The sequence below is a fragment of the Thalassobacter sp. 16PALIMAR09 genome, from assembly GCF_000765485.1.
GTDB lineage: Bacteria > Pseudomonadota > Alphaproteobacteria > Rhodobacterales > Rhodobacteraceae > Thalassobacter > Thalassobacter stenotrophicus.
Window position 1 is genome coordinate 176,153 of sequence record NZ_JHAK01000003.1, and the last position, 11,467, is coordinate 187,619.

Sequence of the window (11,467 nt, forward strand, 5' to 3'; positions counted from 1 at the left end):
TGACCCTGTGTCTCACACACGAAACAAAGAGCTTTGAATATACATTTCAGGAAGGGTACCGGATGTCAAAATGCATGAGCCTGATGGCAAGCACCGCATTTATCATGAGCGCGGGCGCGGCTGTGGCCGACCTGACGGCACCGGACCTTTGGGCCGAGTGGCAAGAGATGCAAGAAGCCCTTGGCACCACAATCACTGCCCAATCCGAAAGCTATGAGAGCGGTGTCCTGACCCTTACGAACGTGGCGACACAAGCCATCATTGATGAGGTCGAAAGCACCGGGCGCATCGCCCAGATTACCCTGCGGGAGCAGGGCGACGGCAGTGTGCGTATCGAATTGGCCCCGGTCTATGCGCTTGGCCTCACCGACACGTCGTTCGGTGAAAGCTCGGTCACCACGATGGAACTGCGCCACACCGGGCTTGATATCGTCGCCCGCGATGAGGACGGCGCGCGCACTTATGATTATGGCGCGCAGCAGCTCACTCTGGATGTGGGCGACGTAGTGGTCGATGGCGAAACCATGCCGTTTCAGGTCTCTATCACGGTGAATGACTTGGCCTCGCGCTATGTGATCGACATGGCAAGTGAGGTGCGGCCCTTTCAGTCGCAGGACACAATCGGAGCGATGCAAATCCGGTTCAGCATGTCAGACCCGACAGAGGGCACGTTCAACATGCAGAGCGATTTCACCAACCTCACAAGTGCGTTTTCCGGCACTTTGAATGCCGCGGATGGGGCTCTGCCACTTGGCCCCTTGGGTGTCGCCCTAAAGGGTGAACTGACCCACGGCGGCAGCAGCGTTCAGTTCGCTGCCGAAGCAACGGATGGTGATATCCAGATGGAGGCCCGCACCAGTGCCGGGACCCTCGCCATGGATATTGACCCAACCAAATTTGGCATCTTTAGCGATACAACCCAAACCGAGATGCGCGCGCTGATCGGGGGCTTTCCCCTCCCGATTGAGGCCAGTGTCGGACGCTCGACCTTTGGCATCGCGATGCCTCTTGCGCGCACCGATGACCCCGCGCCTGTGAACCTGACTTTGGGCCTGCGGGACGTTGTGCTGAGCGATGTGATCTGGGGCCTGTTTGACCCCCAAGGCATCATCCCGCGCGACCCCGCCACCATCGCCCTAGACCTCGAAGGTACCGCGACTGTCCTGTCGGACCTGGCAGACGTCACGAATGACTTTAAGGCGGTCCAAGGCCCCCCTGCCCAGGTCAATTCGCTCCGGCTAAATGATCTGGAGGTATCGCTGGGTGGCGCGCAACTCAGCGGGACGGGAGCCGCGACATTCGACAACTCAAGCGCCATTCCCGCGCCTGTGGGCCGGATCAATCTGTCGCTTAGCGGGGGCTTTGGGTTGCTGGATCAACTCGCGACATTAGGCGTGGTGCCACCCGAACAGGTGGGCATGGTGCGGATGATGTCTGGCATGTTCGCGACGCCCACAGGGCCTGATGAACTCGCGTCTGAGATCGAATTCCTCGAAGATGGCTCCATCCTCGTGAATGGCTTTCCGCTGCAATAACCCCGCATTCGTAAACGTTTTCAGGGGCAATCGGCTGGTTTTCGCGGATTTAGGGGGCGCCCTTTGACAGGGTAGCCTTTGGTGGCTTAGCATTTTTCAACGTTGACCGGACGTTGGGAGGCTTTGCCATGGACACGCTGTTTTGGGCGTCCTTTGGGGCGATGACGCTTTTGCTGCTTGCGCGGTTCGTCGTGCCAATCGTGGCGCCGGGGTCGATGGCCGCTCGACTTTTGACCGCGACGATCAAGTTCGGCGACGATGACGCCGACCCTGACCGCGAAAGACGCTAAGCCCCCAAAGACCATCGCGCGACACCGCACTGAGGGGCATTCCCTGTCGTGTGCGAAGGTTCTAAGCTGCGCGCATCACATCCACAGGAGCGAGCGATGCGCAGATATCCCCGAGATATGGTGGGCTACGGCCCCAAACCCCCAGAGGCCAATTGGCCCGGCGGTGCGCGGATCGCGGTGCAGATTGTCCTCAACTACGAAGAAGGTGGCGAAAACTGTATCCTCCACGATGATCCCGCGTCCGAGGCATTCTTATCCGAAATCGTGGGTGCTGCCGCATGGCCCGGGCAGCGGCATTGGAACATGGAATCGATCTATGAATACGGCGCGCGCGCAGGGTTTTGGCGACTGCACCGCTTGTTCACTCAGATGGACATTCCCCTAACCGTTTACGGCGTGGCCACCGCTTTGGCGCGCAATCCCGAACAGACCGCCGCGATGATCGACGCCGGCTGGGAGATGGCCAGCCACGGGCTCAAGTGGGTTGAACACAAGGACATGCCTGAGCCGCAAGAGCGCGAGAGCATCGCAGCCGCGGTCAAGCTGCACCGCGAGGTCACCGGCTGCCGCCCCGTTGGTTGGTACACTGGGCGGTGTTCTGAAAACACGGTGCGGTTGGTGGCCGAAGAGGGCGGCTTTGCTTATGTCTCTGACAGTTATGCCGATGATCTGCCCTATTGGGTTGAGGTCGGCGCGCGGGATCAATTGGTGATCCCCTACACGTTGGATGCCAACGATATGCGCTTTGCCACGCCCCAAGGGTTCAACGCGGGCGATCAATTCTACAGCTATCTCAAGGACAGTTTCGACGCGCTTTATGCAGAGGGTGGGCGGATGATGTCGATCGGTCTGCATTGCCGGCTGATCGGGCGGCCGGGCCGGGTACAGGCGCTACGGCGGTTCCTTGAATACGTCGCCGCCCATGAGGACGTCTGGTTTGCGCGCCGGATCGATATTGCGACCCATTGGGCCAAGACCCACCCACATGTGCGGCGCGCCCGGCCCAGCCAGATGGACCGTGATACATTCGTGGCGACCTACGGCGGGATTTTCGAACACTCTCCTTGGGTGGCCGAGCACGCGCACCTGTTGGAACTGGGCCCCGCCCATGACACCGCGATTGGCCTACACAACGCGCTATGCCGAGCGTTTCGTGCAGCGGACCCCGCACAGCAAATGGCGGTCCTGCGCGCGCACCCTGATTTGGCGGGTAAACTGGCGGCTGCCAAACGGCTCACTGCCGAAAGCACATCAGAGCAAGCAAGCGCAGGGTTGGACGCCCTGACCGATGCGGAGCGCGCGCAATTCACTCAGTGGAACGCGCAGTACGTCGAAAAGTACGGATTTCCCTTCATCATAGCGGTCCGGGATCATGACAAGCCAAGCATCATCGCGGCCTTTGAGGCACGGCTCAATTCAGATGCTGACACCGAATTTGCCACCGCCTGTTACAATGTGGAACGCATCGCGCTGTACCGTCTAAAGGACCTGCTGCCATGAGCTATGCGTTTCCCAAGGGCGGCATGATGGGCCAAGACGCGAACCCCGAGGGCACGGCGATCTTTACCGAAGCCTATGCCGTCCTACCCGCAGTTACGCACACGGATATCGTGACCTCGTTCCTGCCCCACTGGGAAGGGACGCGCGCTTGGATTCTCGCGCGGCCCTTGTCGGGTTTTGCCGAGACGTTTTCCCAATACGCGATCGAAATCCAGCCCGAAGGCGGCAGCATGACGCCCGAGGTGGATGTGCGCGCCGAAGCCGCCCTCTTCGTGGCTCACGGCACGCCCACGCTGACCCTTGGACGCGATACGTATACCCTGCGCGCGGGCAGCTTCGTTTTTATTCCGGCCAGTGCGGTCTGGACCCTTTGGAACCGGGCGGACGCGCCCTGCGGCATTCATTGGGTCCGCAAAAAGTACCAGGAACTGCCGGACATGCCCCCGCCCGAAGCCTTCGTCAGCCATGAAGATGATATTCCGTCTTCTGACATGCCGAACGCTGGCGGGCTGTGGTCAACCAAGCGGTTCTTTGATCCGTTCGATCTGCGCTATGACATGCACATCAACATCGTGACCTTCCAGCCCGGTGGTCGCATCCCTTTTGCCGAGACCCACGTGATGGAGCATGGTTTGTACGTATTGCAGGGCACGGCGGATTACCTGTTGAACAAGGATTGGGTCCCTGTGGGTGCCGGTGATTTCATGTGGCTGCGTGCGTTTTGTCCGCAGGCTTGCATCGCCACAGGGGATGAGCCGTTCCGCTATCTGCTCTACAAAGACGTCAATCGTCACGCGCCGTTGGAGGGTTTCTTATGAGCACACAAATCCTAACACCTCGCCCGCTACACCCCGCGGACTTTGCGCCCTATGGGGATGTGGTTGAGCTGGGCGGTGATCACGTCTTGATCAATGACGGGCGCTGCAAGCGGTTCAGTGACCTAAGCGCGCTTGTCGCCGAAGGGGGCCGCGTGGGGATCAGCCTTTTCCAATCAGAGGTACAAGCGCTGCCCTACAGCTGCACCCTCCTAGAGCGGCACCCCCATGGCAGTCAGTGCTTCGTCCCGATGGAAGGATGCACGACCCTGTACATCGTGGCTGAGGATGATGCGGGCACGCCGGTGCGCCCTAAGGCGTTTGTTGCCCACGGTCGCCAAGCGGTGAACATCGCGGCGAACACGTGGCACGGGGTTTTGACGCCGCTGTCGGGTGGGGGGCTTTACACGGTCATCGACCGTGTGGACGGCGGCCCAAACCTTGAGGAATATCCCTTAGGTATGGCCCTGACGGTTCTGCCCGGCGGCGGGGCCGAGTGATCAAAGCCCAAGGTGGCGGTTTGTGACCTCGGGCGTCAGCTCAGCGATTGTGCCGCCCCAAACGCGGGTCCCGCGATCAAGGATCACGGCCGTGTCGGCAATAGCGGACAGTTCCTTGAGGGATTTGTCGATCAGTAGAATACCAAGGCCCGTGTCCTGCTTAAGCCGCGCGATCACGTCCCAAATCGCCTGCCGGATGAGGGGGGCAAGCCCCTCGGTCGCCTCATCCAAGATCAACAGCCGGGGGTTAGTCATCAACGCGCGGCCAATGGCCAGCATCTGCTGTTCTCCGCCGGAAAGGGTCGCTGCACTTTGGTCCAGCCGATCACGCAAACCGGGGAATAGGTCCAGCACTGTTGCCTCGTGCCACGGACCAGGACGGGCCGCCGCAATTAGGTTTTCGCGCACACTAAGATTAGGGAAACACCGCCGCCCCTCGGGCACCAACCCGATGCCAGCTTGCGCGGCCTTGTGGGCCGGTAGGGCACGCAGGTTTTTGCCGTCAAATGTAATGGTGCCACCCGCCGGGATCATCCGGCAGATGGATTTGACGGTGGTAGATTTGCCCATCCCGTTGCGGCCCATCAGGGCCACGACTTCCCCCTGTGCGACCTCAAGTGAAACATCGAACAGGGCTTGGGTCGCACCGTAATGCGCGGTCAGGTTTTGGACGGACAAAAGGCTCACGCGTCCTCTCCCAGATAGGCGGCGCGCACATCTGGGTTGGCGCGGATTTCATCGCGCGTGCCCGTCGCGATCAGCTGGCCGTAAACCAAGACACTGATCCGATCCGCCAGCGCAAAGACCGCGTCCATGTCGTGTTCCACCATCAAAATCGGCGCCTCATCCCGCAAACCATCCAGAAAACGCGTCAGACGAGCGGACCCTTCTGCACCCAAGCCCGCCATGGGTTCATCCATCACAAAGGCCCGTGGTTTCAGGGTCAGGGCCACGGCCACCTCTAGCTGACGGCGTTGTCCGTGCGACAGGGCAGCGGTCTGCATATCGGCACTGTCTAGCAGGTCAACACGGTCCAGCGCGGCCTCAGCGGTGGCGCGCAAGTCGGCGTCACGCAGGGCGCTGCGAAACAGGGGCGCACGCCCGCCGCGCGCACCCAGCGCACCAAGCACGGCGTTTTGCAGAACCGTGTCCTCCATCGCCAGCGCGCTCACTTGAAATGTCCGGCCCAAGCCTGCGCGCGCGCGCTCCGCCACACCAAGGGCTGTCACGTCTTCGCCTAGCAAGTGCACGCTGCCCGCGTCAGGGTGCAACTTGCCTGCGATTTGCTGGATCAGGGTCGATTTGCCCGCGCCATTGGGGCCGATCAACGCATGGATTTCACCGGCCCGTAGGTCGAGTGAGATACCGCGACTTGCCTCAACCGCGCCGAAGCTTTTGGTAATTCCTCGTGTTTCCAAAACGGGGTTCATCGCTTTTCTCCCGCCACGAGGCCGATCAACCCACCACGCGCAAACAGCACAATCAGCAGGAGCAAGACGCCCAAACCGATCTGCCAAAACTCACTGATGCCGCCAAGGTGATGTTCGAGGAAAATGAACACCGCAGCCCCAACCACGGGCCCATAAAGCCGCGCCACACCGCCAATGAGCAGAAACACGATCAGCTCACCCGACAGTTGCCAGCTAAACATCGTGGGCGAAACAAAGCGGTTCAAATCCGCAAACAACGCCCCCGCAAGCCCGGTAATCGCGCCGGAGATCACGAACGCCAAAAGGCGCAGGCGAAAGGGCGATAGGCCCACGGTTTCCACGCGATCCGGGCTTTGGCGCGCCGCATTCAGCGCAAGGCCAAAGGGTGACGCCTTGAGCCGGGCATGCAGGAACAGCGCCAGAATCAGTGCGGTGAACGCGATGGCAAAGAACTGGATGGGGTCCAAGGTGTTCAGGCCGGGAAATCCGTTGCGCACATAGATCGAAAGCCCATCCTCGCCGCCGTATGCGGGCCAAGAGATCGCGAAATAATAGAACATCTGCCCAAAGGCGAGGGTTATCATAATGAAATAGACGCCCGAAGTGCGCAGCGTCAGCGCGCCAATCGCAAGAGCGGCCAGCCCCGATGACACCAGCGCTGTTAGCCAAATGATCGGCATCGACTTGGTGCCTTCTAGGCCCCAAATCATCGGCTGAAACGTTTGCGCATGATGGGCCAGAATGCCCATCGCGTAGCCGCCGACACCAAAGAACGCCGCATGGCCTAGGCTGACCAATCCGCCAATGCCCAGTGCGATGTTCAGACCAACACCCGCCAACGCAAGGATCGCGACCTTGGTGGCCAGCGTGATTGTAAACGGCTCATCCACCCACAGTGCCCACAATGGCACCGCCAACAGCCCGAGTGTGAGGGCCGCGTTTAACCAACGCTCAGGGATCATGCGCGTACTCCGAACAGGCCCGTTGGTCGCCAGATCAGGACCGCCGCCATCAAGATGTAGATCGCCATAGACGCCAAGGCTGAGCCGACTGTCGCCGCCGAGGATGCGGGCATGAACAGCGCGAACACACCGGGGAGGAGCAGCTTGCCCAACGTATCCGTCAGCCCCACCAACACCGCGCCCACCAGCGCCCCTTTGATCGAACCGATCCCGCCGATCACGATCACCACAAACGCGAGGATCAAGACCGGCTCACCCATGCCGACCTGTACCGATTGGATTGCCCCCACCAACGCGCCCGCTAGGCCCGCAAGTGCCGCCCCGAGGGCAAAGACGATTGTGTAAAGGCGTGAGATGTCGATGCCGAGGGCTGCGATCATTTCTCGGTCGCTTTCGCCGGCGCGGATTTGGATGCCCAGCCGGGTGCGGGTAATCAGTAGCCCAAGCCCAATCGCCACCGCGATGCCAACGCCGATCAGGAACAACCGATAGGTCGAATATTCGATCCCTCCGGGCAGGCTGATGGGGCCGGACAAAGCCGCTGGGATGTTGAGGTACAAAGGAAATGAGCCAAAGACCCAGCGCGTGCCTTCGGAGAAGATCAGGATCAATGCGAAAGTCGCAAGCACTTGGTCGAGGTGATCGCGCGCATAGAGCCGCCGGATTACGAGAACTTCAACCAAGGCGCCCGCTGCGGCTGCTGCCGCCAATGCGGCGCCTAGCGCCAGCACGAATGAACCTGTGGCCCCCGCCACGGCCGCTGCCGCGAATGCGCCCACCATGAACAGCGACCCATGGGCCAGATTGATCAACCCCATCACGCCAAACACAAGCGTCAGACCCGCTGCCATCAGAAACAGGGTCACGCCAAATTGCAGGCCGTTGAGGACCTGCTCGATCAGAAGAATAAGACTCATGGGAGAGCGAAATGGACCGGAGCGTGCCCCGGTCCAGTTAAATTACATCTTGCAGTCTGCGCCGTAGACATCGCTGTGGTCTGTCAGGGCGGTGCCGATGATGCGGTTGGTGAAAACGTCGCCTTCTTGGATCACCTCACGGACATAGATGTCCTGAATCGGGTGGTGGTTGTCGGCAAAGGCAAAATCCCCACGGGTCGAGGCGAAATCTGCCGCCTTGAGGGCTGCGCGGAACGCATCGGCGTCATTCACGTCGGCAGAGGCCATCGCGCTGAGCAACAGGTTGGCTGTGTCAAACCCCTGGGACGCATAGAGCGACGGCAGGCGGCCGTATTCCGCTTGGAAGCTTTCGACAAAGGCCGCGTTGGTCGCGTTGTCGATGTCCTTGTTCCACTGCGACGTGTTCACAACGCCCAATGCAGCGGCGCCTACGGCTTGCAGGATGCCTTGGTCAAAGCTGAATGCAGGGCCCACAACGGGCAGGTCTACGCCGCTATCGGCGTACTGCTTGAGGAACGAAATCCCCATGCCGCCGGGCAGGAAGAAGAACACGCTGTCTGCACCCGATGCACGGATTTGCGCTATCTCAGCGGCGTAATCGGTCTGGCCCAGCTTGGTAAAGACTTCACCGGCCAGCTCACCGCCGTATTGGCGTTTGTAGCCTGTCAGCGCGTCTTGGCCTGCGGGGTAGTTGGGCGCGAGGATGAAGCTGTTGGTGTAGCCAGCGGAGTTCGCATAGGCGCCAGCGGCTTCGTGCAGGTTGTCGTTCTGCCACGCGACGTTGAAATAGTTGGGGTGACAGCCACGACCCGCCAAGGCCGACGGGCCTGCGTTTGGCGACAGGTAGAATTTGCCTTGCGCGGTTGCCGCAGGCACCACAGCCATCGCGAGGTTGGACCAGATGATCCCTGTCATCACGTCCACTTTTTCGGACTGGATCATCTTGTCAGCCAGCTGCACAGCGATCTCAGGCTTGCGCTGGTCATCCTCGATGATGACTTCGATGTTGGTGTTGCCGGATTGGTTGATCGCCAGCATGAAACCATCGCGCACGTCGATGCCAAGGCCTGCGCCGCCGCCCGAAAGCGTTGTGATCATCCCGACTTTGACCGCGCCGTGGCCATCAGCCACCGCAGCCGTGCCAAAAGCAGCCACAGTGGCCGCGAGTGCAAGGTGTTTGAACATAGTAGTCCCCCTATTTGTCCCTTGGACGCCTGATCAAAAGGCTTTGAACGTAAGCGTCGTGAGCGTCCGCTCGATTCCATCGATGTCGAGCAGGTTATCGTTGATATATTTGCCCACATCCTCGCCTTCGGGGATGTAGAGTTTGAGCAGCAAATCATATTCACCGGAGGTGGAATACAGCTCCGAGTGGATTTCGCGCAGCGCGATGGCATCGGCCACGGTGTAGCCTGTGCCGGGGCGGCAGCGAATTTGGACAAATACGCAGTTCATTTGTGTCTCCCGTCGGCACATGTTCTCGTGCGCGCAGAAAAGCATGGCCGCGCGCGGAAGGGTAGAGGCATTTTACCCCCGTGGCACACGCGTGCCCCAGGTGCGTTCAAAAACTAGGGCGTCGCCCTCCCAGGCTTTGATCCACGAGGTAATAGCGAAATCGGGACCATCGCCGCGTTGATAGACCTCGCATTCGGTTCGCACCTGCCACGCTCCGCGCCCCTTGCTGCGGGCCCAATGGAACCGCGCGCTTGCGGCGCCGGGGTCATCCATGGGGATAGTAAAAGTTTCGTGGACGCAGAGCCCGGTTTCCAGGCCATGGGTTGTGTCGCGATAAACACCGTCGTCGCCAGTGATTTCGGTGGTGATGGTCCGGGCGCCGTGGTCGGTGATGATCCGCTTGGATTCGGCGCGCGGAGCGAGGGTTTCGGTCACAAGCGGTGGGGCCGAGCGTGGCGGGCCAAAGCCCGAACATTCCGCACCCGTGCGTAGCGGCACCTCTAGTGCGCCGCCGGTCACATGCAGGGTCACAGGCTTGGGGCTGGGAAAGGCAAAGGGGAAGTAGCTCGGCGCAATCGCGATCCGTAGGCGGTGTCCTTTGGGCAGGCGATAGGCGATCTGATCAAGGGGAACGTTGATCTCCATCGCCGCGCCGGGGGTCACATCCACTGGGGAATGATGACCACTGCGGTGGCGCAGGTTTAGCATCCCCATCGTAATGAGCGCGGATGTCCCGTCGGGTCGCAGGTCACACAGCCGCACGACCACCTGCGCATGGGTTTGATCCGCGCTTAGCGTCAGGCGCACGTTCGGCGCGCCGAGGATTTGCACCTCGTCCTCCAAGGGTGCGCTGTCGAAACATAGCGCGAGCGCGTCATCAGGGCGTTGATCCGCGGGCAGCTCACCGGGGCCAAAGCCAAAGGGAAAAAACTCACCCGCAGACAGGCCATGGGCGGCCTCGGTCCGGGCCAGTGCATCAACGGTGCCTGCGGTGTCCGCCAGCACGTCGCCGTTCAGGTGAAGTGAAAGCGTGGGCGCGTCCGCCACGCCCTCTTGGCCCACCCAATCGCCGGGGCGGGTCGTGAGGCTGACCTCGGGTTTGATCGATTCCATCATCCACGCGCGGTAGGGTGGGTCGTCCATCACGCCGGTCTCAGCGCCCTTTAACCAATGGTCGTACCAGCGCAGCATTTCATCAAGAAAACCGATTTGCGGACCGGGCACGCCGATGTGCGGGTATTTGTGGTTCCATGGGCCTACGATGGCGCGGCACGGGGCGGACAGATTTTCCAACAGTGCGGCCGGTGTGTTGCGATAGCCGTCGTGCCACCCGCCCACGGCCAAAACGGCGGCTTCGATCGCGCCCCAATCTTCACACACTGAGCCATGCTTCCAATAGTCATCGCGGTGGCTGTGCTGCGCCCAACGGGTCGCGAGGTCAGGGGTGGCCTCAAGCCGCTGTTGCCACATCTCGCGCCAAGCATCACCCACAAGGGCCGGGTCCGGCGGGACCGAAAACCACGACAGCGCCGTTGCCGCCCAGCCGGGGTTTTCGCCCAGCATAACGCCACCCTTATAGTGGATGTCATCGGCGTAGCGGTCGGTGGTTGAGCAGAGCGTGATGACCGCCTTTAGCGCCGGGGGGCGGCGCATCGCGACTTGCAGGCTGTTGAATCCGCCCCACGAAATACCCTGCATCCCGACCGTACCACTGCACCACTCCTGAGCAGCCAGCCATGCGATCACATCACATGCATCCGATAGCTCGGTTTCTGTGTATTCGTCGTGCATCACCCCTTCGCTTTCGCCATTGCCACGGGTGTCCACGCGGACGCAGGCATATCCGTGACCGGCCAGATAGGGGTGGCCCAGCGCGTCACGCACAGCCGTGCCATCGCGTTTCCGGTAGGGGATGTATTCCAGAATAACGGGCACTGGCCCCGCCCCCTCAGCCCGCCAAATACGCGCCGAAAGGCGGGTCCCATCGGGCAAGGGGATCAGCACGTGAGGGTCTTCTGAGACCGGAAAGGGAAACTCTGTCACCGTGTCCATGGATGCTTCGC

12 protein-coding genes are annotated in these 11,467 nt (G+C 61.1%); 5 read left to right on the forward strand and 7 right to left on the reverse strand.

From position 1 onward, the window contains the following. The first annotated feature begins 74 nt into the window (after positions 1-74). The 5 genes from PM04_RS17365 to PM04_RS08255 all read left to right on the forward strand — a co-directional run bounded on the left by PM04_RS17365 (position 75) and on the right by PM04_RS08255 (position 4,640). Entirely contained in the window at positions 75-1,535 is a 1,461-nt protein-coding gene (locus PM04_RS17365) for a DUF2125 domain-containing protein (RefSeq protein ID WP_161785696.1), read from the forward strand. A 128-nt stretch (positions 1,536-1,663) separates the two neighbouring features. Further along, positions 1,664-1,825, forward strand: coding sequence for a hypothetical protein (locus PM04_RS17990; RefSeq protein WP_158508577.1), 162 nt, complete (start codon positions 1,664-1,666; stop codon positions 1,823-1,825). A 96-nt stretch (positions 1,826-1,921) separates the two neighbouring features. Next, the gene (gene puuE / locus PM04_RS08245) at positions 1,922-3,325 is read left to right on the forward strand and encodes an allantoinase PuuE (protein ID WP_038005637.1); all 1,404 of its coding nucleotides are present in this window, start codon (positions 1,922-1,924) and stop codon (positions 3,323-3,325) included. Further along, positions 3,322-4,143 (forward strand): bifunctional allantoicase/(S)-ureidoglycine aminohydrolase, encoded by an 822-nt coding sequence (locus PM04_RS08250; RefSeq protein WP_038005639.1) that lies wholly within the window; start codon positions 3,322-3,324, stop codon positions 4,141-4,143. The genes puuE and PM04_RS08250 overlap by 4 nt, the downstream gene beginning before the upstream one ends. Next, the gene (locus PM04_RS08255; RefSeq protein WP_038005641.1) at positions 4,140-4,640 is read left to right on the forward strand and encodes an ureidoglycolate lyase; all 501 of its coding nucleotides are present in this window, start codon (positions 4,140-4,142) and stop codon (positions 4,638-4,640) included. Before PM04_RS08250 ends, PM04_RS08255 begins: the two co-directional genes overlap by 4 nt. Here PM04_RS08255 and PM04_RS08260 read toward each other — a convergent pair whose 3' ends face one another. The 7 genes from PM04_RS08260 to PM04_RS08290 all read right to left on the reverse strand — a co-directional run bounded on the left by PM04_RS08260 (position 4,641) and on the right by PM04_RS08290 (position 11,456). Then, on the reverse strand, positions 4,641-5,327 hold the full coding sequence (locus PM04_RS08260) for an ABC transporter ATP-binding protein (RefSeq protein ID WP_038005643.1): 687 nt from the start codon (positions 5,325-5,327) through the stop codon (positions 4,641-4,643). After that, complete coding sequence (locus PM04_RS08265; protein ID WP_038005645.1) at positions 5,324-6,070, reverse strand: ABC transporter ATP-binding protein; 747 nt, start codon at positions 6,068-6,070, stop codon at positions 5,324-5,326. Before PM04_RS08265 ends, PM04_RS08260 begins: the two co-directional genes overlap by 4 nt. Further along, positions 6,067-7,032, reverse strand: a complete 966-nt coding sequence (locus tag PM04_RS08270; protein WP_038005646.1) for a branched-chain amino acid ABC transporter permease — start codon at positions 7,030-7,032, stop codon at positions 6,067-6,069. Before PM04_RS08270 ends, PM04_RS08265 begins: the two co-directional genes overlap by 4 nt. Beyond that, positions 7,029-7,949, reverse strand: coding sequence for a branched-chain amino acid ABC transporter permease (locus PM04_RS08275; RefSeq protein WP_038005648.1), 921 nt, complete (start codon positions 7,947-7,949; stop codon positions 7,029-7,031). The genes PM04_RS08270 and PM04_RS08275 overlap by 4 nt, the downstream gene beginning before the upstream one ends. A gap of 42 nt (positions 7,950-7,991) precedes the next feature. Beyond that, a complete protein-coding gene (locus PM04_RS08280; protein WP_038005650.1) occupies positions 7,992-9,134 on the reverse strand; it encodes an ABC transporter substrate-binding protein in 1,143 nt (380 codons plus the stop codon). 33 nt (positions 9,135-9,167) lie between these two features. Continuing rightward, a complete protein-coding gene (locus tag PM04_RS08285; protein WP_038005653.1) occupies positions 9,168-9,404 on the reverse strand; it encodes an Lrp/AsnC ligand binding domain-containing protein in 237 nt (78 codons plus the stop codon). Between the two features lie 72 nt (positions 9,405-9,476). Continuing rightward, positions 9,477-11,456: a CocE/NonD family hydrolase gene (locus PM04_RS08290; protein ID WP_038005654.1), complete on the reverse strand. Its 1,980-nt coding sequence runs from the start codon at positions 11,454-11,456 to the stop codon at positions 9,477-9,479. Positions 11,457-11,467: the final 11 nt, after the last annotated feature.